The sequence below is a fragment of the Shewanella sp. SR44-3 genome (genome assembly GCF_014163735.1).
Taxonomy (GTDB): Bacteria; Pseudomonadota; Gammaproteobacteria; order Enterobacterales; family Shewanellaceae; genus Shewanella.
Genome location: NZ_JACJDV010000001.1, coordinates 231,744 through 256,266, shown reverse-complemented (window position 1 = coordinate 256,266; position 24,523 = coordinate 231,744). Strand labels below are relative to the sequence as shown.

Below are 24,523 nucleotides of genomic sequence, written 5' to 3'. Positions count from 1 at the left end.
CAATGGTGTTGCCTATAGGCTAACAAGATGTTGGTTCACATTCCTATAACAACGGATCCAGCAGGTTACGGAGAGATGGAAAAATGAAAATTGTTAAAAAAAGCTTTAACAAGTCGGCACTTGCTTTGGGGGTGGTGTCGGCACTGTATTTAGGGATGAGTGGCAGTGCTTCTGCGATTTCATTCGATTGGGGCGATGTTCAGGGAACATTCGACTCCACATGGACTGCTGGCGTGAGCTGGCGTGTATCTGAGCGTAATTATAACGATCAGATTGGTAAGGTAAATCACCCTCAGTTCGACTGGTCTGGTTACTCTGCTTTAGGAGACAATTTTGGCTCTCTTAAATATGATAAGTTTCAAATTTGGACCCAAGATGGCTCGTATTCAAGTAATAACGACATCAGTAACTTACTTTACTCTCAAGGTGATACTACCTCTGAAATAGTAAAAGGGTTACATGAATTATCATTAAAATATAAAAATTACGGACTCTTTGTACGTGGAATGTATTTTTATGATCGCAAACTCAGTGATGGCGATTTTGGTTTTAACGATCCACTCACGGGTAAAGAATTTGACCCTTGTAAAGACAAACGCGCCAGCGAAGTTCAATGTAAAGATATTCGCTTATTAGACGCCTTTGTTTATGCTGATTGGGATTTTAACGACGGGGCGAATCCCTTGTCGGTACGTGTTGGTAATCAAGTGATATCTTGGGGTGAAAGCTCGCTTATCTCCCATGGTATTTCTGAAATTAACGCTGTTGATTTGAATATTCTTAATGCGCCAGGTTCTGAATTAAAAGAAGCCTTTATTCCTCAAGGCATGGTGTCATTGTCTTTAGGCTTGACTGAAAACTTGTCTGTTGCAGGTTTTTATCAATATGACTGGCAGCAATTGTGGGCGCCAACACCTGGCTCTAACTTAGCCTCTAATGACTTTGTGGGTTTTGGCGGCTATGAGCAAAATGCTCAGCTTGGTTTTACTGCAAATCCTGATATCAACTTAGACTTTTTAATTTCTGAGTACCAAAAGATTTACGCTGCAGCTGCAGGCGCTAATTTCTCTCCAGCATTGGCAGGATTAATGGTGCCTTATGCAACCAGAGTTGCGCTACTTAAAGATGATGCGCCGGCAGAAGATGGCGGCCAGTACGGGGTTAAATTAGGTTATTATTCACCAGAGCTTGGTGAAACTGAATTCGCGCTGTATTACATGAACTACCACAGCCGTCGTCCACTTATCGCAGGTACAGGTTCTAACTTCAATGTTGAAGCTATAGGCCGCGATTATGGTCGTCTTGCTGCAAGTGGTGGCGAAATCAACCGTGAATTATTACTGAATATGGAAACTTTCACTAAAGCTCAATTAGTCTTCCCTGAAGACATTAAGCTTTATGGTTTTAGTTTCAATACTTTAGTTGGTGACACTTCTGTTGCTGGTGAAATTTCTCACCGTCAAGATGAACCACTGCAAATCGATGATGTTGAATTGTTATTTGCGGCAATGCCGCAACAGCTAGCTAATTCAAATCATCCAAGTGTCGTACGCCCAGAACTTGATGGTGTATCGCAGATGTCTGTGTCAGCGCCTGGCGCTAGCGTCGATGGCTTTGTACGCTTAGACACTACTCAAGCTCAGGTGACCTTTAGTCACTTATTTGGTCCACGCTTTGGTACTGATAATTTAGTACTCGCCACTGAAATTGGCGGCGTATGGATCCATGATATGCCTGGGTTTGATGAGCTGCGTTTAAATGGTCCAGGTACAGCGCGTTCTGGTGGTAACCCTGAAATGCCTGGCATTATCATGGCGTTGCATAACGGCCCAGAAACTAACCCATTCCCAACTGACTTTGCATGGGGTTATCGTGTGGTTGTTAAGGCGGATTACAACAACATATTTGCCGGCGTTAACATGTCACCGAAAATTCAATTTGCCCACGATGTTAATGGTATAACGCCTGATCCTATGTTCTTGTTCACTGAAGGACGTAAATCGATGGCAATGTCCTTAAGCTTTGATTATCAAAGCCGTTGGGGCGCGGAAGTGTCTTACAATAGCTTCTTTGGCGGAGTGGGCACCACCAACGCGATGGAAGATAGAGACTACGTTTCTTTTAACGTCAAGTATTCGATATAAGGATAATAATAATGAAGAAGATGACGATATTATCGGCAGCAGTGGTTATGGCACTCGGTGCTCCTGTTGCGATGGCGAAAGTATCTGAAGCTGAAGCTGCCAAGTTAGGCGCTGAGCTAACGCCTCAGGGCGCAGTGAAAGCGGGTAATGCCGATGGCTCCATCCCAGCTTGGGATGGCGGGATCACTAAGCCTGTTGCGGGTTACAGTAAAGGCATGCATCACCCAGATCCTTTTCCAGCAGACAAGATACTCTTTACTATTACTAATGCTAATAAAGCACAGTACAAAGACTTTTTAAATCCAGGTCAGCAAAAGCTGTTCGAGCTTTACCCTGAAACCTACAAAATGAATGTCTATGAGAGCCGTCGTACTGCTTCAGTACCTCAATATGTCTACGATGCCACTAAAGCTAACGCCACTAGGGCTGAACTTGTGGCCCAAGGTAACGGTATTTCAGGTGCAACCATTGGTGTCCCTTTTCCTATTCCAGCCAATGGATTAGAAGTAATTTGGAACCATGTACTGCGTTTTCGTGGTGTTGACCTAGAGACTAACCGTAGTCAAGCATCACCGACTTCAAGTGGTTCATACACCTTAGTTGAAACCGCAGAAGAGCTACGTTTTGAATACAGTCGCCCAGAAATTACTCTTGATAAACTGAAAGAAACCAACACCTTGTTTTATTTCAAACAAGTTGTGACTCAGCCTGCGCGCCTAGCGGGTACTGCGTTGTTAGTTAAAGAGACCATGGATCAAGAAGCGCTGCCGCGCCAAGCTTGGACCTACAACACAGGGCAGCGCCGGGTTCGTAAAGCACCTAACATTGCTTTTGATACACCAGGCACTGTAGCCGATGGTCTTCGCACCACAGATGATTTCGATATGTTTAACGGATCGCCTGTACGCTATAACTGGGAATTGATTGGCAAGAAAGAAATGTACATACCGTACAATGACTACAAGTTGCACTCTGATAGTCTAAAGTACGATCAAATCTTAAAGCCAGGTCACATCAACCCAGATCTCGTTCGTTGGGAAAAGCACCGCGTTTGGGAAGTTAAAGCCACCCTTAAAGAAGGCATGCGTCATATTTATAAAACACGTGTGTTCTATATTGACGAAGATTCATGGCAGGTTTCATTAACGGATATGTACGATAACCGTGATGAGCTATACCGTGTCGCTAATGCTCATAGTATTAACTATTATGAAGTACCCACATTATGGACAACACTAGAAGTATTCCATGATTTACAGTCACGCCGCTATTTGGCAATGGGTCTAGATAACGAAGGTCGCATGTACAACTTTGAAGCGAACTTAACTGAATCTAACTTTACCCCAGATGCCCTAAGACGCGCAGGTATTCGTTAATAGTCAAACCTAAGGGGGCAAAATTTGCCCCCTTAATCTTGTAAGGAAGTTTGTATGTCGTTTAGCATGCTTCGCGCAGCAATGATGTTAGGATGTATTGGCTGTGTATTTAGCTCACAGGTTAATGCTCAGTTAGATCCACTTACCGTTCAAATCCAACCTTTAGCTCAATCCTCTTTGCTTTTAGATTTAGCTAACGTAGGTGATAAACTCATTGCCGTCGGTCAAAAAGGCCATGTCCTAGTGTATGACAACACCTGGACTCAAGTACCAACCCCCGTGTTAAGTCAGCTCACCAAAGTATTTTTTCTCGATGCAAAACTAGGCTGGGCTGTAGGCCATGATGCCAGCATTATTCACACTCAAGATGGTGGCTTAACGTGGCAGTTACAGATGCAATCGAGCGAGATTGAAAAGCCATTTCTTGATATTCGTTTCTTTAATGCCAATGAAGGCATTGCCATAGGTGCCTATGGACTGTTTTATCGCTCATTAGATGGCGGAAAAACTTGGGAACCTGAATTCCACCAAGAATTATTGTTCGAAGAAGACGTGTCGTATCTTGCGGATTTAAAAGCCGAAGACGAAGCCTTGTATTTATCCGAACGGGCCGCATTATTGCCGCATTTTAACCGTATTATTCGCCTCGATGATTCAAGGCTTTTATTAGTGGGCGAGCTTGGTTTAGTGGCTGAGTCAAGTGACAATGGCTTAAGTTTTACTCGCACAGACTTTGATTATGATGGCTCTATGTTTAATGCTATCCAAGTGGGTGAGCAAATCTATGTGATGGGCCTGCGCGGCCATGTGTTTAAAACAGATTTGAGTTTATCTGATTGGCAACAAGTTGAATTACCTGTCAAGTCTTCTATAAACGGCGCTTTAGTACACCAAGGAGAGCTCTACATAGTCGGTAATGCGGGTGTTGTGCTGCGCTTAGATGGCAAAGGTCACGCCGAGATAGTGGCACGACGTCAAGGCGAAAATATTGTCGCTGTTGCAGAAAGCGCCGATAAACAATTATGGTTTGCTGGTAGCAACGGTCTTTTTCAGCTTAAATAATTAGTTTAGGAAAAATTAATTTAGGCAGTCACTTTAAAACATAACAATAACAGGGCCGTAAGCGATGTTAGAAAAACTGGTCAATGGATTTGAAACTCACCTATTTCGTAACCGCATGTGGGTAATAGTGTCATTTATTTTAATGACATTCTTTTTAGGTTACCAAGCCAGCCAATTAAAAATGGACGCGGCGTTTAGCAAAAACATTCCCCTTAACCATGAATACATGAAGGTTTACCAAAAGCATCAAAAAGATTTTGGTGGCGCCAACAGCATCATGGTGGCAGTAGAGGACACCAGTGGTAACATTTTTAACCCGGTGTTTTTCGATGCCCTGAAAAATGTTCATGATCAGTTATTTTTTATTCCTGGCGTTGAACGCTCACAGGTGAAATCTTTGTTTTCGCCTTCGACCCGTTTCACAGAAGTTGTGGAAGACGGTTTTGCCGGTGGTCCGGTCATTCCTGCCGATTACAATAACTCTCAAGCCAGCCTTAATTTAGTGCGCGATAATATAGAAAAAGCGGGCATTGTTGGGCGCTTAATTGCCAACGATTACTCGGCGGCTATGGTGTCGGCGCAGTTGATGGATTTCGACCCTGATACAGGTAAACCTCTGGATACCATAGCGTTTGCCAATCAATTAGAGCAAGAACTCAGAGTTAAGTTTGACACTGATACCATCAAGGTTCACATCATAGGCTTTGCTAAAATGGCCGGAGATGTGGCTGAAGGCGCTAAGGGCGTGTTGCTGTTCTTCCTTATTGCTATCGCAATTACCGCTGTGATGGTGTACTTGTTCTCTAAATCACTAATGCTAACCGTACTGCCTTTGGTGTGCAGTATTGCGGCCGTTATTTGGCAGTTAGGTTTGCTCACTGTGATCGGTTTCGGTCTTGATCCTATGTCCATCTTGGTGCCATTTCTAGTGTTTGCCATTGGAGTGAGCCACGGCGTACAGATGATAAACGCCGTGCGCCGCCGTGTGCTCGATGGCCAAACCACAAAAGCGGCCAGTGCCAGCGCATTCAGAAGTTTATTAGTACCAGGGGGCGTTGCACTGTTATCTGACACTGTAGGTTTCTTAACCTTATTAGCGATTGATATCGGTATTATTCGTGAGTTGGCCATTTCTGCGTCATTAGGCGTTGCGGTGATCATTTTAACTAACTTGATTTTACTGCCTTTGGTCATTTCATATACCAATCTAACTTTGGTTAAAGATAATCCTCAAACCAGCGAGAAAATAGAGCAGCTTTGGCGTAAGCTTTCGTGCTTTGCCACCCCCAAGTACGCCGTTGTTGTATTGACCGCGACTGCACTTTTATATGCAGTGGGCTATATGCAGTCAACCAAAATGCAGATCGGTGACTTGCAAGGCGGCGCGCCGGCACTGCATCAAGATTCCCGTTACAATTTAGATACTTTCTTTATTACTGACCATTTCTCTATCACCACAGATGTGATGACAGTGATTGTGGAGGCAAAGCCTGAGGCTTGCACTTATCATTCACTGCTTAACCAGATTGATCAGTTCGAATGGATGGTGGCCAATACTGAAGGGGTAGAATCAACAGCAAGTCTTGCTTCAATTGCTAAGCAAGTAAACGCTGGCTTTAACGAAGGCAATCCTAAGTGGCAGATGCTGCCGCGTACCACAGCAAGCCTAGTACAAGCTGTGGGGCAGGTACCAACAACGTCGGGTTTATTAAACGGTAATTGTTCTGTGATGCCTGTGTATCTATTCCTTAAAGATCATAAAGCTGACACCATTAATACTGTGGTTACTAAAGTCAAAGCGGTTGCGGCGGAGCTTAATAATGATGAGTTAAGCTTTAAGCTTGCATCTGGCCCAGTGGGCGTAATGGCAGCAACTAATGAAGCCGTTAGTGAAGCTCAGTTGCCTATGATGATTTATGTTTATGGCGCAGTGTTTATTTTGTGTTTAATCAGCTTTAAGTCATTAAAAGCTACCGTAGCTGTGATTATTCCACTTTATGTGGTCTCGACCTTGGCGCAAGCCTTAATGACATTGCTAGATATTGGCTTAGCAGTGAGTACTTTACCTGTTATTGCCTTGGGGGTGGGTATTGGTGTGGACTACGGTATTTATATCTTATCGACTATGTCTAATAAACTCAGTAATGGCATGGCGGTACAGCAGGCTTACTTTGAAGCCTTGGTTGAGCGGGGCAGTGCAGTTATTTTCACCGGCCTTACTTTGGCCATAGGGGTGAGCACTTGGTTCTTCTCTGCGCTTAAGTTCCAGATGGATATGGGAATTTTATTAACCTTTATGTTTTTAGTAAATATGTTAGGTGCGATAATTATCCTACCAGCACTCGCGGCCGTTTTTTGGCGTAAACCGAGCTAAATCAAGCTGCAACCTAGGCCTATACTGGGTATGAAGAAATGAAACAGGGAGCTTAGGCTCCCTGTTTTTTTGCATAGTTAGGCTGATTTAGCGGGTTTATTGTCACCAGTAACAAGAAAAACCTGTAAATACTGGATTTGCAGAGGATCTACCACTAAAATTTTCCTCGAAATGACACCAAATTAGTAATAGACTTTGTGTCAGTTCTCAGAGGTCATACTTTGAGTCAACAAGCCGAAGCATCCAAATAATGATAAGAGCGCTGCCATAGACGCTTAAGGAATCTGCAAAATGGCCTTGAAAGATGCAATGCCTTCAGTACTACTCGAAAACGTAGTGCAATTAATTCATACCAAAATCCCTAATTCACAAGCAACTCAAGTGGAGCAATTTGCCCATTGCCTCTACGCTCACATGTCTAAAGATGATTTAAACGCACGAAATGACAGTGATTTATATGGCGCCGTAGTGAGTCTATGGAATGCCCTAAACCAAACCACTGAAAAAGAAACTCATATCCGCGTGTTTAACCCCAGCCAAGCTAAGCATGGTTGGCAATCGACCCACAGTATTATTGAAATTATTCAGCCAGATATGCCGTTCTTGGTCGATTCTATCGCCATGGCATTAAAGCGTTTAGGTGTAACGGCTCACGTGATGTTACACACGCCACTGGCGGTTGTACGTAAAGATGATCAAGTATCACAAGTGACATTTGTTAACGAGGCCTCTAAGGGCGCTGACAATGTTGCTGTATTCTTAGTGGAAATTGATCGCCGTAGCAATGATGCTGAAATCAAGGCCATTGAAAAAGAATTGGCTTCGGTATTAGGTGACGTCGCTGATTCTGTGAATGATTGGCAAAAAATGTCAGACACACTCACTGAGACGATTAAGCAGCTACCTAAGCGTCCTTTCCCTGGACCGAAAGCGGAAATGGATGAAGCGGTTAATTTCTTAACTTATCTTAATAACCATCACTTTACCTTGTTAGGTTACCGTTACTACGAGCTTAACCGAGTCGAAGGCGATGTGGAGCTAGTCCCCGACCTCTCATCAAGCCTAGGATTGATGAATAAGTCGAGTAAAGCCAATGTGGTTGAAAAAACCTTAAAGCTTTCTAGTTTCTCTGAATCTGCCCGCAAAGAAGCCTTAGATGAAACTCTATTAGTATTAACTAAGAGCTCTGCCAAAAGCCGCGTTCACCGTCCCGCTTATGTGGACTATATCGGGGTAAAGCGTTTCGATAAGAAAGGTAACGTGGTCGGTGAAGATAGATTTATCGGTCTTTATGCCTCGAATTTGTATAACCGTTCACCACGAGAAATTCCGTTACTGGCTGAAAAAGTCCAGCGCATTCTCGATGGTTCTGGATTAGCACCGCGTTCACATGACTATAAAGCCATGATGAATATCTTGGAGAACTTCCCAAGAGATGAGCTTATTCAAGCCAAAGACAAAGAGCTGGCAAACATCGCCCAAGGCGTGCTTGAAATGCAAGACAGAGACAAACTGAAATTGTTTGTTCGTAAGGACGGTTTTGGCCGCTTCTTGTCTTGTTTAGTCTATGTCTCAAAAGATAGATATAACACTAAGTTACGTCAAGATACTCAGCGTATCTTAGCTCAGCATTTTAAATCAACAGAGGAAGTGGAATTTACCACTTATTTCTCTGAATCAACTTTGGCTCGTACCCATTACATTATCAAAGTTGACAATAACAATATGGATATCGATGTGGCCGCAATCGAGAAGAATTTATTTGAAGCAGCTCGTTCGTGGGAAGATAAACTTAATGCCTCACTAAACAATGCTTTAGGTGAGCAAAAAGGCACTGCACTTAGTAAACGTTACTTGAGTTCATTTTCACCAAGCTATAAAGAAGATGTGTTACCAAGTTCAGCGGTAGTGGATCTTGAACATCTTGAAGCGCTAGATGATGAGCACAAGCTGGGCATGTTGTTTTATCAGCCACAGGAAACAGCATTAACCGACAATAAAGTGCGTTTAAAACTGTTCCATAAGGATGAGCCTATTCATCTATCTGATGTCTTGCCAATGCTGGAAAACTTTGGCTTGCGGGTAATTAATGAGCGCCCTTATGAAGTAAAAACCACTGATGGTGCCACCTTCTGGATCTTAGACTTTTTAATGACAGTCCAAGGTGCAGCTAAACCAAATATTGCTGATAGCCAAGACAGATTTCAAACGTCTTTATCGCAAGTGTGGCAAAAGCATCTTGAAGATGACGGCTTTAACCGCATGGTGTTATCAACGGGTTTAACTGGCCGTGAAGTGTCGATTTTACGTGCTTATGCTAAATACATGCGTCAAATTGATGCCACCTTTAGTCAATCATACATAGAAGAAACATTCAGCCGTTATCCAAAGATTGCTGAGCTGTTAGTGAAGATGTTTGTGCGTAAGTTTAACCCTAAGTTAAAGACCCGCACCCTAAACAAATTCCTAGAGCAAATTAATAAGCAACTCGATGATGTGTCTAGCCTAGATGACGACAGGATCATTCGTCGTTATTTGGACTTAATCAATGCAACATTGAGAACAAACTTCTACCAGACCACTGACACTGGTGATTATAAAGCCTCAATTTCGTTTAAGTTCTCACCTAATCTTATTCCGGAAATGCCAAAGCCATTGCCTAAGTTTGAGATTTTTGTCTACTCGCCAAGAGTTGAAGGTGTGCATTTACGTGGCGGTAAAGTGGCCCGTGGTGGTTTGCGTTGGTCTGACAGACGTGAAGATTTCCGTACCGAAGTCTTAGGTCTGGTAAAGGCACAGCAAGTTAAAAATACTGTTATTGTTCCTGTGGGTGCTAAAGGCGGTTTTGTCTGTAAGCAGATGCCTGTTGATGGTGGTCGTGAAGCTATTTTTGCTGAAGGTCAAAACTGTTACCGTATCTTTATTCGCGCACTATTAGATATCACAGATAACATAGTTAATGGTCAAGTGGTGCCTCCGATTGATGTGGTGCGCCATGATGAAGATGATCCTTACTTAGTGGTTGCAGCCGATAAAGGCACTGCAACTTTTTCTGATATCGCCAATGCTATCGCCTTAGAGTTTAACTTTTGGTTAGGTGATGCGTTCGCCTCAGGTGGCAGTAACGGTTACGATCATAAGAAGATGGGCATTACCGCTAAAGGTGCGTGGGAGTCAGTTAAACGTCACTTCCGTGAAATCGGTACCGATTGCCAAACCACAGATTTTACCTGTGTGGGCATAGGCGATATGGCGGGTGATGTATTCGGTAACGGCATGTTGTTATCTGAGCACACTAAGCTTGTGGCTGCCTTTAACCATATGCACATTTTTATCGATCCAACGCCAGATGTTCCAGCCAGTTTTGCTGAACGCCAGCGCTTGTTTGTGTTACCACGCTCAAGCTGGGAAGATTACAACAGCAAATTAATTTCTAAAGGCGGCGGCATTTTCTTGCGTTCAGCTAAGTCGATTAAGCTCACTGCTGAAATTCAGCAGATGCTTGAAACAGACAAAGAAGCCATGACTCCAACTGAGCTGATGAAAGCCCTACTGAAAATGCCAGTAGACTTAGTTTGGAACGGCGGCATTGGTACTTATGTTAAAGCTACCCGTGAAACTCATGCTGAAGTTGGTGATCGTGCTAACGATGCATTGCGTGTTAATGGTAATGAGCTTAGAGCTAAAATCATAGGTGAAGGTGGTAACTTAGGTTGTACTCAGTTAGGTCGTATTGAATATGCCGCTAACGGTGGACGTATTAACACTGACTTCGTGGATAACGTAGGCGGCGTGGATTGCTCTGACAACGAAGTTAACATTAAGATTTTCTTAAACACGCTCGTCGCAGAAGGTGAATTAACAGTTAAGCAACGTAATACTTTGCTTGAAGAAATGACCGATGAAGTGGGCGAAATTGTACTGCAAGACTGTAAAGATCAAACCCGTACAATTTCTGTGACGCAAGTTCATGGTGCATCACAACTTAAAGAGCATATCCAGTTTATTCACCATCTTGAAAAAGAAGGTAAGCTAGATAGAGCGCTTGAGTTCCTGCCAACAGAAGAAGATTTGACTGAACGCTTAGCCAATGGCCGTCCATTAACGCGCCCAGAGCTATCTGTGTTAGTGGCGTATGCCAAGATGGTGCTAAAAGAACAATTGGTGACCCCTGAAATCACTGAAGACACTTTCTTAAGTAAACTGTTGGTTGCATATTTCCCGAATAAACTGCAGAAGCGTTATGCATCTAAGATGACGCATCATCCACTTCGCGGTGAAATTATTGCCACCTCGCTTGCCAATGAATTGGTTAACGATATGGGCTTTAACTTCGTGCAGCGTATGCAAGATGAAACTGGTGCTACGGTTGCTGAAGCCGCGATTTGCTACACTATGGCTCGAGAAGTCTTTGGTCTGGCAGATTTGACTAAATCAATCACAGATTTGAACGGCATAGTGCCAGCTGTGGTTCAAGGTGAGATGCTGCATCAATTGCGCCGTAACATGCGCCGTGCATGTCGCTGGTTTATTCGTCATCGTAACCGTGCGCAAAATATTGAACAAACTGTGGCTTTCTTTAAGCCTGTGTTTGAGCAGCTAAAGCTTGATGTGGATAAGTACATGATAGCGGCAGAAGTGAAAGCCATCTCTGCTGAAATTAACTCGTTAACCAAAGAGAATGTGCCTAAGCCTGTGGCACAAGTGATTGCTAAGATGAGCACCTTGTTCTCAGCTTTAGATATCGCGCAAATTGCCCAGATTGAGAATAAGCCTTTAGAACTTGTGTCTGAGACTTATTTCAAGCTTGGTGCCAAAGTTGAGCTACATTGGTTCTTAGCACAGATCAGTGCGCAGCCAGTCGCAAACCATTGGCAAGCATTGGCTCGTGCCGCGTTCCGCGAAGAGCTAGATTGGCAGCAAAGGGCGTTAAGCTCTGTGGTATTACGTACTTGTACTGATACTTGTGATGCCGATAGCGTGATCAAGCAGTGGATAGGGGCTAACCAAGCTTTACTTGCTCGCTGGTTCCACATGCTGGCGGACTTCAAGGTTTCACAAAGCCATGAATTTGCTAAGTTCTCAGTGGCACTTCGAGAACTTAACTTGCTTATCCTTCACTGCGAAGCCGTGAAGTAGTTTTATCATCCTAATAAGCCCTGGCCAATGCCGGGGCTTTTTTTAGCCTGAGGAAAATCGATGTTGTACTCATTAGCACAAAAAATGATGTTTCAAATGGATGCAGAGCAAGCCCATGATCTTGCTCTTAAAAGTTTGAAATTTACCGCTAATTCTCCCTTGGCATGTGGCTATAGCCAAGCATTGCCATCAAGTCCTGTAAAATGCATGGGAATATCCTTTCCTAATCCTGTGGGCTTAGCTGCAGGTCTTGATAAAAATGGTGAAGCCATAGATGCGTTTCATGCTATGGGCTTTGGCTTTGTGGAAGTGGGCACAGTGACACCTAAACCCCAGGCAGGTAATGATAAGCCAAGATTATTTCGGTTAACTAAGGCTAAGGCCATTATTAATCGAATGGGATTTAATAATAAAGGTGTTGATAATTTAGTCCGTAATTTACAAGCGAAAAAAACCGATATTCTTGTTGGGGTGAATATCGGTAAAAATAAAGACACGCCGGTAGAGCAGGGCAAAGAAGATTATTTAATTTGCATGGATAAAGTGTATCCCTATGCAGCTTATATTACGGTGAACATTTCATCACCTAATACTCCCGGGCTTAGAAGCATGCAATACGGGGCTTTACTCGATGATTTACTTGCATCGATTAAAACTAAACAGAGTGAGCTTACTGAAAAGTACCGTCGCTATGTACCGGTCGCATTAAAAATTGCACCGGATCTAACGGTTGATGAAATTGAAAGTATTGCCTTGAGTTTAATTAACAATCAATTTGATGCTGTGATAGCGACAAACACTACCTTAAGCCGTGATGGGGTCGAGGGCTTAACTCATGGTACGGAAATGGGTGGATTAAGCGGCGCACCATTGACCTCAGCCTCAACGCTAGTGATCAAACAGCTAGCTGGATTTTTGGATAAAAAGATCCCGATCATTGGTGTGGGCGGAATTAATACAGCCCAAGATGCGCTGGATAAATTTGATGCTGGTGCAACTTTAGTGCAAATATACTCAGGTTTTATTTATCAAGGCCCGAAATTAATTAAACACATAGTTAATGCTTATAAGGCTAAATAATATTTTTTTAGAGGGAAAGATCATTTGTCAGATCGTGCGATCAAAATTTTTGATCGCACGATCAGTATAAGATATTGATCCATAATAACAATATTTAAACTTTTTTTGATATTGACTGAAATATCATCTATTATACTCAAGTATTGTTATTATTAGGTGCGGGCTATGTTATTAATGCCAACCAAAGACTGGCACTGGGAGTTTAATGAAGAATACGGCCAATTGGCATTATCATTAGACACTGAGATGTCTTTCCTTACTGCGTTTAAAACAAAAATGCTGATCCCAGATGCATTAAAGGGAATGAAATTTAGTGTTGAACACGCTAAGTTTTATATTCGCATGCTCGAACGTCTGCCTAAAGTATTAATGCTATCTGATGCTGCGATTGTCCAAACTGCGCTTAACGCTACGGCGGCCCATTTTTTATTAACACCTCAAATGCCAAAATCATGGTTTTTTGATGTTAGCGATGAATGTGTTTTTTTTGACGAAGGCAAAGTGTTTCAGTTAAAAAGTAATAATCAGACCCTATTGGTACTGGTTATTGATGTTGGCATACAATCAGTATTGGTGATGAATCTATCTAGCGCTTATCAGTTGTCCGATACTAAATCACTGGCTCAGTTTGATACCATTAAAGTGATGCATAATCGCCTGCATCCACTTAAACGGGTAAAACAAATCGCAGCAGCATAAGTGTGCAATATTTAAGCATTTTAAGATGACAATCTAAGCTCTGCAGCTCAGTAATATTACTTCAGCTTTATTTAGTCTTCTCAAGCCATACTGTCATTTTCATCCCACTCCTTAAAAGTCATACCTTCACTGCTTGATCCTTAATGGATCATTTAGCTCTTTTCATCTGTATTTGGCAGCTTATAAAACAATATTGGTGATTCAACACACGTAAACATCTTAGGTTAGTGCTGATTTTACTGAGTGAGATGGTTGTTTTTTAACTAAACGGAAAAACAGTTATATGAATTTTTTTTGAATTTCATTCATTAATTTGTATTTAATACAATGTGTTGTGGTGTTATTTTGATATTGTCGTATTATGTGATATTACTCAAAAAAATGCTTGATCCGCGATGATTTTTAGTATTTTATGAGCCAGAGTTTACTGAGGCAATTGTGTTAATTTTAATCAATTACGCTAAGGTCTGTACTAAGCTTGAAATCACCTTATGGAACTGAATTATTCGCAGTAAATATCAGGGTAGTTTCGATCACCAGCTTATGTAAGAGGAATGCAAAACGTGGCTCGATAATATCGATATAATAATGATGTTTAGCTCGAAAATCCGCCGCAGTTAATGCGGCATGCTGCACTGTTGATGCGCTTGCAAAAAGGGCACAAATTGCAGCAACGTTAAGCCTAATGGCTTGTTGCGATATACAAAGGAAATTAACTATGGTTGAACACATCACAGGCATGCTTGCTGGAATTGGTGTGCTGTCTTTACTCTGTCAATGGCTTGGCTGGAAATTACGCTTACCAGCAATTTTACCTTTGCTATTGTGTGGCTTATTACTTGGTCCTGGGTTAGGTATTCTTGATCCCGATGCTATTTTCGGTGATTTATTGTTCCCGATTATTTCTTTGGGCGTAGCCGTCATTCTTTTTGAAGGCGCATTGACGCTTAATTTTAAAGAAATAAAAGATCATGGCCGTATGGTGACCAATCTTGTCACCATAGGCGCGTTTATCACTTGGGCATGTATTGCACCCGCGGCGCATTATATCTTAGGTTTCGATTGGCCGTTAGCGCTGCTGTTCGGTGCACTTGTGGTTGTAACAGGCCCGACAGTGATTGTACCTATGCTGCGCTCTGTGCAGCCTAAATCCAATTTGTCTAGCATATTGCGCTGGGAAGGCATTGTCATTGACCCGATAGGTGCTTTACTTGCAGTATTGGTTTATGAATACATTGCCGTAACTGCTGATCCTACCACCCACGTATTGAATGCATTAGGTTTGACCTTATTACTTGGCTTAGGACTGGGTGCATTAGCAGGTTACTTTATTGGGGTGGCGTTGCGTAACAACGTGTTTCCACATTATTTACGTAACACGGCAGTACTTACCATTATGCTTGGGGTATTTGTTGGTTCAAACATCATTCAGGAAGAGTCAGGTTTGTTGACTGTGACTGTGATGGGAATTTGGCTTGCCAACATGCGCGGTGTAGACATTGCTGAAATTTTAGAGTTCAAAGAAACTTTAACTGTGTTATTAATCTCAGCCTTATTCATTTTGCTTGCAGCACGCCTTGATTCTAGCGCCATGTTAGATCTTGGCTGGGGCGGACTTGGGGTATTAGCTGTGGTAATGGTTATCGCCAGACCATTAAGTATTTGGATCTCAGGTTTGGGAACTTCATTAACCTCAAACGACAAATGGTTTTTAAGTTGGATGGCACCGCGCGGTATTGTTGCTGCGGCGATTTCATCGTTATTTGCCATTAAACTTGAAAGTTTAGGGATTGAAGGTGCAAGCTCAATTGTGCCATTAGTCTTCTTAGTGATTATTGGTACTGTTGTTATTCAGAGTTTAACCGCTGGGCGTTGGGCTAAGTTTCTTGGGGTAAAAGCTGAATCATCACAAGGGTTGCTGATCTTTGGGGCCTCTAAATTTGCCCGTGAACTTGCAAGTTTATTGCAAACTAAGCAAGTCAAAGTGGTATTAGCCGATAACAACTGGGATAACATTCGCTTAGCACGTATGGAGAATATTCCAGTGTATTTTGGTAACCCAGCCTCAGAACATGCTTCTACCTACCTTGATTTAAGTGGTATTGGCCGTGTGCTAGTGATGTCGCCATACCGTCAGCTTAATCCATTGGTGAGTTTCCACTTCCAGGATTTATTAGGCACAGAGAAAGTCTATGGCCTTAATAATGCAGAAGGCGTGAGTGCACGTCACCAATTGTCAGAGAACTATTTAAAGCGTTTATGCTTATTTGGTGAATCAGTCTCCTACGCCAAAATTGCCAGCATGATGGCAAAAGGTGCGGTACTCAAGGTGACTAACATCACTGAAAACTTTACCTTTGAGCATTTCCGTCAGCGTTATGGTGATACGGCAATGCCGTTACTTTACCTGACTAAAGATGCCAAGTTGAAGATTGTCTCTGGCACCGAACCGTTCGAGTTTCCTGTGGGTATCGAGCTTATCAGTTTGTTGCCTATGGATGCACAAGAGCAAGCTGTGGTTCAAAAAGCCATAGCCGATGAAGCTGACCGCGCAGCTAAAGCTCAAGCTGAAATTGAAGCCAAAGCCGCGGCTGAAGCCCGTAAAATAAAAGAAGCGGAAGAAGCAGAACTAAGGGCGATTGCCAAGGAACAGGCGCGTTTAGAAGCCGCTCAACTGGCTGAAGAAGCCTTAAAAGTGCAAGCTGAAGAGGATGCTCTTAAAGCCCAGCAAAAGATTGATGCAGAGGCACTAACGCTTAACGATGAAGCTATCCTTGAGGTGACAGCCGCCGAACAAAGTGATGCTGCAATCATTGAGGCCAATAAGCCAAAGACGTAACAAACAGCTTATCATCTTGACTCGGCGCACCAGCATCAAGGTGCGCTATAGAAATAAATAAGTATAAAAAAGGCTTAACCTTAGGGTTAAGCCTTTTTAATTGCGCGCATTTACTTCAAGCGATTGGTTTTAGCAATCAGTAATAATACCAATCATATGAATTACGATAAATGATCTAATACTACTTGATGGTGATCTTTGGTTTTAAATTTATCGAACAATTTGACCACTTTCCCATCGGTGCCGATAAGAAAGCTTAATCTGTGAATACCGTCATAAATTTTTCCCATAAATTTTTTCTCGCCCCATACGCCAAAGGCATCGGCGATAGCATGGTCTTCATCGCTGAGTAAGTCAAAGTTAAGTGCTTGCTTATCGTGAAACTTTTTAAGCTTTGCCACAGGATCTGGGCTTAAACCCAGTACACTCACTTGCTTGCTTTGCAGCTGCGCTAGGCTGTCACGTAACCCTTGCGCTTGTACTGTGCAGCCAGGGGTTGATGCCTTAGGGTAAAAATAAACTAACACAGGCCCTTTGGCCAATAACGCGGTTAATGCAACAGGGTGTCCATCTTGATTATTAAGGGTGAACTCTGGCGCTGATTGTCCCGTTTGTAAGGTGTTCATTGACTCTCCTATGGGGCTGCTATCCCTTGCATGCGCTTGATGCTGCATTGCAGTGATAGATTGGCAGCTAATGAATGAATGTTGTGTTCAAGTTTTTGTAGATCAATGTCTTCTGGAATATTAATTGCCAGAAAAACCGACTGAGTTAAGCTGGTTTCATTGCCATCGGCATGGGAGCGGACGGCGGCGAGATCAAGAGACTGAGCCGCTAAAAACTCGGTGATTTTCTGCATGGTACCGCGTTGGTCTTGGCCATTAAAGGTCACTTCAATACGGGAAATATAATTTTTCGGCGTATGTTTTGAGGTGCGCTTCATAATGGTCATTAACTCAAGCTCAACACTCAGATTTGGCAATAAACTCTCAATTTTAGTTATTGCGCTCCAGACACCTGAAATCATCATGATTAAGGTAAATTCATTGCCAAAAATCGCCATGCGACTGTCGACGATATCACAGTCACAATCACTGGCTAGGCGGGCGAGGCGGCTAACTAATCCAGGGCGATCTGTGCCCATGGCAGTGACGACCAGAAAATGGGTCATGCAGAGTCCTTATTGGCTAATTTTTTGATTAAAAATGCATCACTTAAGGGCGTGTTGCGCGTTAAGTCTAATGTTAACATAAGTATTTCAATTTGAGATCCCTGTTAAGGCTTGTCATTAGCGGTAGGGCTAAGTAACATAGCGAATCCTGAAATTCTGGGGAAGTCAGATGTTAAAAGGAAGTATCGTAGCCTTAATCACGCCAATGAACCGTGATGGCTCAATAGATAACGCTAGCCTAGAAAGGTTAGTGGAGTTTCATATTAATCAAGGCACAGATGCCATTGTTGCCGTGGGCACCACTGGTGAATCTGCGACCCTGAAGCAGTCAGAACACCTTGCAGTGGTTGAGCAAGTGGTATCTTTTGTGGCTGGACGCATTCCTGTTATTGCTGGTAATGGCGCTAATGCCACAGCCCATGGCGTTGAGCTCACCCAAAAACTCGCTAAGTTAGGCGTCGATGCCATGCTAGGAGTCACCCCTTATTACAATAAACCGTCACCTAAAGGCATCATTGCCCATTATACGGCTATTGCTAATAGTACCGACATCCCACAAATTCTTTATAATGTGCCTGGGCGTACTTGCCTTGATATGCAGCCAGAAGTGATTGCTGAGCTTGCTAATGTCAGTAATATTATCGGTGTTAAAGAAGCGACTGGTGATGTGAGTCGAGTGGAAACTTTGCGTTCTTTGTGTGGCAATGACTTTTTACTTTACAGTGGCGATGATGCTAGTGCTAAAGAATTCTTACTGTTAGGTGGTGATGGGGTTATTTCGGTTGCCAATAACATAGTGCCTAAGGCATTTAAAGCCATGTGTGATGCTGCGTTAAGTGGCAATGCTGCCCTTGCAACGCTCCATGACGAAAACCTAAGAGGGCTATACAGTTCTCTTTTTTGTGAAGCCAATCCTATCCCAGTAAAATGGGCGAGTCATCAGTTAGGATTGATTACTAATGCTTATATTCGTTTGCCTTTAACTGAACTTTCAGAGCAGTTTCATGGTCTGTTGTTAGAAACAATGAAGCAAGCACAGCTTAAGGTCTAATTATTCATGTTAGTAAAAGTAAAATTAAAACAAGTGACGCCGATCCTTTTAGTTGCGGCAGTATCAGCAGCCTGCAGTACGCCTATTGATCGTCGCCAGGTGAATGGCACTGATGAATACATTAATGCAGAAGTGACAGCTGGGCTTAACATTCCAGCTAGCTTAAACACACCGCCGTACACCAAAGAATATGACATCCCTCCTGTAGGCACTAAGGCAAATACGGCTATTGTGGGCAAAAAACTTGATATCCGTGCGCCATTGCAAGTGCTACCAATGGCAGAGGGAACTCGTGTTGAAGAAAATAGTGACAACATCCGTGTGGTTATTGAGTCAATTGATAACAGCATAGATCTTAAACAAGAGATTTTTGACACTATTCGTGGTTCACTTACCGAGTCTGGAATTACAGTCTTGGCTGAAAATTTCACCACAGGTTTTATTGAAACCGATTGGATAACCAACGAAGAAGTGATTGAATCTAACTGGTGGAGCGCCGACAAGATATACCAGTTACGTCAACGCTACCGTTATGATATCGCCATTAAGCCCCATGGCCGCACTGCTGATGTCACCATTAATCTTGTTGAGCACGAAGAACATTATAACGGTGAAAATCAAGGTGTGTTACTCAGTGGTGAAGATAAACGCCGTTACACTATAGACAGACTGAACAGCAGTGTTGCTTACATGAGTGCTAAGCGTGAGCAATTGCTAAAAGAAAACCGTTTACGTCAAAGCCGAGGCATCGAGCTTCAGCTTATCGCTGCACAAGGTAAGCAGGGGGCGTACTGGTTAGCTAATGGTAAGTTTAAACAAGTGTGGGATAGATTACGTATCGTGTTGCCTGAGCTTGGATTTGATGTACTGGATATGGACATGAACAAAGGCCTGTATTACGTCAATCTAGAAGAAAGCGGCGGTTTCTGGAGCTCTCTCTGGGGTGATGAAAGCTTAGAACTTGATAAAGGCAATTATCGCGTAGTGTTAACGGTCAGCGATGATACTGATAAGACTAATATCTATTTGAAAGATGTGGCCGGTGAACCTGTTGATGACGAAGTGATGGCTCAGGTATTTAAGAGTCTTGCTGATCTGATGCAAACGGACCGTAAAGTACGCTAATACGTCAGCATAGATTAGTTGCAGCTATTTTTATGGCAAGCAATAGCAAAAAGAGACCTTAGGGTCTTTTTTTATTGCCGCTGTTTGGAAAAATCATAGGTTGGAATAGCATAAATGTAAGCAGTTGTTATTTTGTAAGGAAAAGTAAAACCCCTATGCCTCAAGAGTTTGGCTAAGTAAACTAGCCAGACTTTGTCTCTATATTAGATGTATATCCAGCTTGTAAGCTGGCATACGAGGTCATAATGAAAAAAATACTCCTCTTGGTTGCCCTGTCGGCACTGGCTTGGTTTGGTTATCAAGCTAGCCTTTCTCCCGCTACAGTGACTGCTAAAGCCCGCCCTTTGCCTAATGTGGTGGTGGCAAAAGCTGCGATGCAAACCGTCCGCGATGAAGTGGAAGCCATAGGCACAAGTAAAGCATTTGATTCTGTCACTATTACGGCCAAGGTGTCTGAGATTATTTCGACGGTGAATATTGTTGATGGTCAAAATGTTAAGCAGGGCGAGCTATTGATACAGCTGCAAAATACTGAGCAGCAGGCCAAAGTTAGGGTTGCTGAGGTTAAACTTGCTGAGCACAACAGAGAGTTCGCTCGTATTCAAAGCTTAGTCAGCAATAAAACCATTGCTGAAAATGAGCAAGATAGACTGCAAACTCTGATTGATACCACTAAAGCGGAGTTGATCCAAGCAGGTTCAGCCCTTGCTGACCGTGCCATCACAGCACCATTTTCCGGTCGCCTGGGGTTAATTCAGGTGAGTACCGGAAGCCTGGTGACCCCAGGGCAGCAGATCACCACCTTAGATGATGTCAGTCAGATTAAATTAGATTTCTCAGTGCCAGAGCGTTTTATTAATGAAATCCAAGTTGGCAAGCAAGTAGAAGCCAAAGCCATTGCCTTTCCCGGAAGACTTTTCAGCGGTAAAGTAACCTCTATTGATAGCCGAGTGAACCCTACAACACGGGCAGTCATAGTACGCGCTATTATAGCGAATGCCGATTTTGCGTTATTGCCAGGCATGTTGATGAAAGTAAAGCTAATTAAACAGAGCCGTGAAGCCTTGTTATTACCTGAATCGGCCATTATCCCAATCCAATCTGAACATTATATTTATACCTTAGACAGCGACAATAAAGTGGTACGTCAACAGGTTACCTTAGGAGCTCGCACTCGTGGTTGGGTAGAAATTACTCAAGGGGTGGAGTTAGATCAAGCGGTGATTATTCGCGGGATTTTAAAAGTGCGTCCAGGGGACAAAGTCCAAGTGGAGCTGCAGGAGCGATTTAAATTCGTCAAGCTTAACAGCGAGGATGATGTAGCATGATCCTCACCGATTTATCTGTAAAGAGACCAGTATTTGCCTCGGTTATCAGCATTTTACTTATCGTGCTGGGTTTAGTGGCGTTTGATAAACTGCCATTAAGGGAATACCCCAATATCGATCCCCCCGTCGTCTCTATCGAAACCAGTTATCGCGGTGCCAGTGCTTCAGTCGTTGAAAGCCGCATCACCCAGCTTATTGAAGACAGGCTTAGTGGCGTTGAAGGCATTCGCCATGTGAGCTCATCGAGCAGTGATGGCCGCTCTTCGGTGACCTTGGAATTTGAAATAGACCGCGATATTGAAGCCGCGGCCAATGATGTGCGCGATAGAATATCTGGTCTCTTAGACAGATTGCCCGATGAAGCCGACACTCCTGCGATTTATAAAGCCAATGGCGGTGATGAAGTGATTATGTGGCTTAATCTGGTGTCCGATCAGATGTCCACCTTGGAGCTTACCGATTACGCCAGCCGTTATTTAGTGGACCGCTTCTCAGTTATCGATGGGGTCGCGCAAATTCATGTGGGTGGCGGCAAAGTCTACGCCATGCGAATTTGGGTCGACAGAGAAGCATTAGCGTCTCGCAGTTTGACTGTCGCTGACGTTGAAGCTGCGCTGCGTTCAGAAAACGTTGAGTTGCCAGCAGGTTCTATCGAATCTAAAGAGCGCCACTTTACCTTACGAGTCGAACGCAGTTTTAGAACCGAAACTGACTTTGCTAATCTAGTCATAGCTCAAGGTGATGATGGTTACTTGGTACGCCTTGGGGATGTGGCCAAAGTTGAGATTGGCTCAGAAGAAGAGCGGATCATCTTTCGTGGCAACACTGAGTCTATGATAGGCATAGGGATCACTAAGCAATCAACGGCCAATACTTTGGATGTGGCTAGAGCGGCTAATGCCTTGGTGGATGTGGTTAATCCTACGCTGCCAGCTGGCATGGAAATTAAACGCTCTTACGATAGTTCGGTATTTATCGAAGCCTCAATTGATGAAGTGTATCAAACCCTGTTTATGGCGATCATTCTGGTCATCATAGTAATTTACTTATTCCTTGGTAGCGTGCGGGCCATGTTAATCCCTGCCATTACAGTACCTGTATCCTTGCTTGCGACGTTTATCGTCTTGTATGCCCTAGGTTACACCATTAACTTGTTGACCTTGTTAGCGATGATCTTAGCCATCGGCATGGTAGTGGATGATGCTATTGTGATGTTAGAAAACATTCACCGCCGCATTGAACAAGGTGACTCGCCCTTAAAAGCGGCATTTTTAGGGGCAAGGGAGGTGGCTTTTGCCGTGGTGGCGACCACACTGGTCTTAGTCGCGGTATTTATGCCTATCACGTTCCTTGAAGGGGATTTAGGGAAGTTGTTTAAAGAGTTTGCGGTCACCATGAGCGCGGCGGTTATTTTCTCAAGCATAGTGGCGCTAACATTAAGCCCTATGATGTGTTCAAAATTGTTAAAGCCTGCGGGGGAAGATCCTTGGTTAGTGCGCCAAGTTGATAAAGGCATGACTCGGCTAAGTAAGGCCTATGAGCGCACCTTAACTCAAGCCTTTAATCGCCCTTTTATGGTGTCGCTTATCATTATTGCTGCCATAGGGTTAAGCGCCTTCTTGTTAAAACAGGTGCCTCAAGAGTTTGCCCCCCAAGAAGATAGGGGCTCTATGTTTTTAATGGTGAATGGGCCGCAAGGTGCAAGCTTTGAGTACATAGAAAAGTACATGGATGAAGTGGAAGGCCGCTTAATGCCTTTGGTTGAAAGTGGCGATATCAAGCGCCTGCTTATTCGTGCACCGCGTGGTTTTGGCCGCGCGGCTGATTTCTCTAACGGTATGGCGATCATCGTTTTAGAAGATTGGAGTAGCCGTAGGCCTGCTGCGGTGATCATCAATGATATTCGCAGCCGTTTGGAAGATTTAGCCGGTATTCGTGCTTTTCCTATTATGCGCCAAGCCTTTGGCCGCGGTGTAGGTAAGCCGGTGCAGTTTGTGCTGGGCGGCCCAAGTTACCCAGAGCTTGCCCAGTGGCGCGATATTATGCTTGAACACGCCAAGGATAACCCAAACTTAGTCGGTCTTGATCATGATTATCAAGAAACTAAGCCACAGCTTAGGGTCATCATCGACAGGGACCGAGCCGCGTCCTTAGGGGTGTCTATCTCTCATATTGGCCGCACTTTAGAGTCAATGTTAGGCTCACGCTTGGTGACCACCTTTATGCGTGATGGCGAAGAGTACGATGTGGTGATTGAGGGCGATCGCGATAAGCACAATACCGCCAATGATTTAAGTAATATTCATGTGCGCTCAGACAGAAGTAACGAGTTAATTCCGTTATCTAACTTAGTCACAGTGGAAGAGTTTGCCGATGCTAACTCGTTGAATCGCTATAACCGCATGCGGGCGATTACCTTGGAAGCCAACTTGGCAGATGGTTACAGCCTAGGTGAAGCGCTGGATTACTTGAACGGCATAGCCGCAGCCTACTTGCCTGCAGAGGCGGTGATAAGCTACAAAGGACCTTCGCTAGATTATCAAAGCTCAGGCAGTTCGATGAACTTTGTGTTTGTGCTCGCTCTTGGGATAGTGTTCTTGGTACTGGCTGCGCAATTTGAGAGTTATGTTCATCCTATGGTCATCATGTTGACTGTGCCGCTTGCGACCCTGGGCGCTTTAGTCGGATTGTGGGTAACAGACCAAAGCCTTAACATTTACAGCCAAATTGGCATCATAATGTTAGTGGGGCTAGCGGCTAAGAATGGGATTTTAATTGTCGAATTTGCCAATCAACTGCGTGACCGTGGACTTGAGTTTCAACAAGCGATTCTACAAGCATCAAGTCAGCGTCTTAGGCCGATATTGATGACCGGGATCACAACGGCTGCCGGCGCTATTCCGCTGGTGATGGCAACGGGTGCTGGCGCAGAAACCCGCTTTGTCATTGGCGTGGTGGTATTAAGTGGTATTTTATTGGCGACCTTCTTCACTTTAGTGGTGATCCCAGTGGCTTATAATCTGTTTGCTCGCCACACCAATTCACCCGATACTGTGGCTAAACAATTAGAGCAAGAGCTGTCTGAGGATTAACACTGTCAATTGTTAGGTAAATAAACGCACCTAAGTGGACGTC

At 43.6% G+C, this 24,523-nt stretch carries 14 protein-coding genes; 12 read left to right on the top strand and 2 right to left on the bottom strand.

All coding sequences use genetic code 11. From position 1 onward, the window contains the following. The first annotated feature begins 83 nt into the window (after nucleotides 1-83). The 8 genes from H5073_RS01015 (at nucleotide 84) to H5073_RS00980 (ending at nucleotide 16,713) form a co-directional block, all read left to right on the top strand. On the top strand, nucleotides 84-2,144 hold the full coding sequence (locus H5073_RS01015; RefSeq protein ID WP_182676246.1) for a DUF1302 domain-containing protein: 2,061 nt from the start codon (nucleotides 84-86) through the stop codon (nucleotides 2,142-2,144). An 11-nt stretch (nucleotides 2,145-2,155) separates the two neighbouring features. After that, nucleotides 2,156-3,520, top strand: coding sequence for a DUF1329 domain-containing protein (locus H5073_RS01010; protein ID WP_182676245.1), 1,365 nt, complete (start codon nucleotides 2,156-2,158; stop codon nucleotides 3,518-3,520). A gap of 54 nt (nucleotides 3,521-3,574) precedes the next feature. Continuing rightward, on the top strand, nucleotides 3,575-4,582 hold the full coding sequence (locus H5073_RS01005) for a YCF48-related protein (RefSeq protein WP_182676244.1): 1,008 nt from the start codon (nucleotides 3,575-3,577) through the stop codon (nucleotides 4,580-4,582). A 64-nt stretch (nucleotides 4,583-4,646) separates the two neighbouring features. Then, entirely contained in the window at nucleotides 4,647-6,956 is a 2,310-nt protein-coding gene (locus H5073_RS01000; protein ID WP_182676243.1) for an RND family transporter, read from the top strand. Nucleotides 6,957-7,247: 291 nt separating this feature from the next. Beyond that, nucleotides 7,248-12,095, top strand: coding sequence for an NAD-glutamate dehydrogenase (locus H5073_RS00995; RefSeq protein WP_182676242.1), 4,848 nt, complete (start codon nucleotides 7,248-7,250; stop codon nucleotides 12,093-12,095). Between the two features lie 60 nt (nucleotides 12,096-12,155). Then, entirely contained in the window at nucleotides 12,156-13,175 is a 1,020-nt protein-coding gene (pyrD, locus tag H5073_RS00990) for a quinone-dependent dihydroorotate dehydrogenase (RefSeq protein WP_182676241.1), read from the top strand. Nucleotides 13,176-13,340: 165 nt separating this feature from the next. Next, entirely contained in the window at nucleotides 13,341-13,874 is a 534-nt protein-coding gene (locus H5073_RS00985) for a cell division protein ZapC (RefSeq protein ID WP_182676240.1), read from the top strand. A gap of 718 nt (nucleotides 13,875-14,592) precedes the next feature. Then, nucleotides 14,593-16,713 (top strand): sodium:proton antiporter, encoded by a 2,121-nt coding sequence (locus tag H5073_RS00980; protein ID WP_182676239.1) that lies wholly within the window; start codon nucleotides 14,593-14,595, stop codon nucleotides 16,711-16,713. A 161-nt stretch (nucleotides 16,714-16,874) separates the two neighbouring features. On the opposite strand, the gene bcp is transcribed toward H5073_RS00980, so the two are convergent. Together bcp and H5073_RS00970 are read right to left on the bottom strand one after the other, a co-directional pair. Then, the gene (gene bcp / locus H5073_RS00975) at nucleotides 16,875-17,339 is read right to left on the bottom strand and encodes a thioredoxin-dependent thiol peroxidase (protein ID WP_182676238.1); all 465 of its coding nucleotides are present in this window, start codon (nucleotides 17,337-17,339) and stop codon (nucleotides 16,875-16,877) included. Nucleotides 17,340-17,347: 8 nt separating this feature from the next. Beyond that, a complete protein-coding gene (locus tag H5073_RS00970; protein ID WP_182676237.1) occupies nucleotides 17,348-17,884 on the bottom strand; it encodes a glycine cleavage system protein R in 537 nt (178 codons plus the stop codon). Between the two features lie 169 nt (nucleotides 17,885-18,053). Between H5073_RS00970 and dapA the strand changes: the two genes are divergently transcribed. From dapA to H5073_RS00950, 4 genes are all read left to right on the top strand, one after another. Continuing rightward, nucleotides 18,054-18,935 carry a 4-hydroxy-tetrahydrodipicolinate synthase gene (dapA, locus tag H5073_RS00965; RefSeq protein WP_182676236.1) on the top strand — a complete coding sequence of 294 codons (882 nt, stop codon included), beginning with the start codon at nucleotides 18,054-18,056 and terminating at the stop codon, nucleotides 18,933-18,935. Between the two features lie 6 nt (nucleotides 18,936-18,941). After that, nucleotides 18,942-20,060, top strand: a complete 1,119-nt coding sequence (gene bamC, locus H5073_RS00960; RefSeq protein ID WP_182676235.1) for an outer membrane protein assembly factor BamC — start codon at nucleotides 18,942-18,944, stop codon at nucleotides 20,058-20,060. Between the two features lie 245 nt (nucleotides 20,061-20,305). Beyond that, nucleotides 20,306-21,388 carry an efflux RND transporter periplasmic adaptor subunit gene (locus tag H5073_RS00955; protein WP_182676234.1) on the top strand — a complete coding sequence of 361 codons (1,083 nt, stop codon included), beginning with the start codon at nucleotides 20,306-20,308 and terminating at the stop codon, nucleotides 21,386-21,388. Beyond that, nucleotides 21,385-24,480 carry an efflux RND transporter permease subunit gene (locus H5073_RS00950; RefSeq protein ID WP_182676233.1) on the top strand — a complete coding sequence of 1,032 codons (3,096 nt, stop codon included), beginning with the start codon at nucleotides 21,385-21,387 and terminating at the stop codon, nucleotides 24,478-24,480. Before H5073_RS00955 ends, H5073_RS00950 begins: the two co-directional genes overlap by 4 nt. Nucleotides 24,481-24,523: the final 43 nt, after the last annotated feature.

Excerpts from the sequence above, each read along its gene's own strand:
- H5073_RS01015 (WP_182676246.1), top strand. The coding sequence starts at position 84 with ATGAAAATTGTTAAAAAAAGCTTTAACAAGTCGGCACTTGCTTTGGGG.
- H5073_RS01010 (WP_182676245.1), top strand. The coding sequence starts at position 2,156 with ATGAAGAAGATGACGATATTATCGGCAGCAGTGGTTATGGCACTCGGT.
- H5073_RS01005 (WP_182676244.1), top strand. The coding sequence starts at position 3,575 with ATGTCGTTTAGCATGCTTCGCGCAGCAATGATGTTAGGATGTATTGGC.
- H5073_RS01000 (WP_182676243.1), top strand. The coding sequence starts at position 4,647 with ATGTTAGAAAAACTGGTCAATGGATTTGAAACTCACCTATTTCGTAAC.
- H5073_RS00995 (WP_182676242.1), top strand. The coding sequence starts at position 7,248 with ATGGCCTTGAAAGATGCAATGCCTTCAGTACTACTCGAAAACGTAGTG.
- pyrD (WP_182676241.1), top strand. The coding sequence starts at position 12,156 with ATGTTGTACTCATTAGCACAAAAAATGATGTTTCAAATGGATGCAGAG.
- H5073_RS00985 (WP_182676240.1), top strand. The coding sequence starts at position 13,341 with ATGTTATTAATGCCAACCAAAGACTGGCACTGGGAGTTTAATGAAGAA.
- H5073_RS00980 (WP_182676239.1), top strand. The coding sequence starts at position 14,593 with ATGGTTGAACACATCACAGGCATGCTTGCTGGAATTGGTGTGCTGTCT.
- bcp (WP_182676238.1), bottom strand. The coding sequence starts at position 17,339 with ATGAACACCTTACAAACGGGACAATCAGCGCCAGAGTTCACCCTTAAT.
- H5073_RS00970 (WP_182676237.1), bottom strand. The coding sequence starts at position 17,884 with ATGACCCATTTTCTGGTCGTCACTGCCATGGGCACAGATCGCCCTGGA.
- dapA (WP_182676236.1), top strand. The coding sequence starts at position 18,054 with ATGTTAAAAGGAAGTATCGTAGCCTTAATCACGCCAATGAACCGTGAT.
- bamC (WP_182676235.1), top strand. The coding sequence starts at position 18,942 with ATGTTAGTAAAAGTAAAATTAAAACAAGTGACGCCGATCCTTTTAGTT.
- H5073_RS00955 (WP_182676234.1), top strand. The coding sequence starts at position 20,306 with ATGAAAAAAATACTCCTCTTGGTTGCCCTGTCGGCACTGGCTTGGTTT.
- H5073_RS00950 (WP_182676233.1), top strand. The coding sequence starts at position 21,385 with ATGATCCTCACCGATTTATCTGTAAAGAGACCAGTATTTGCCTCGGTT.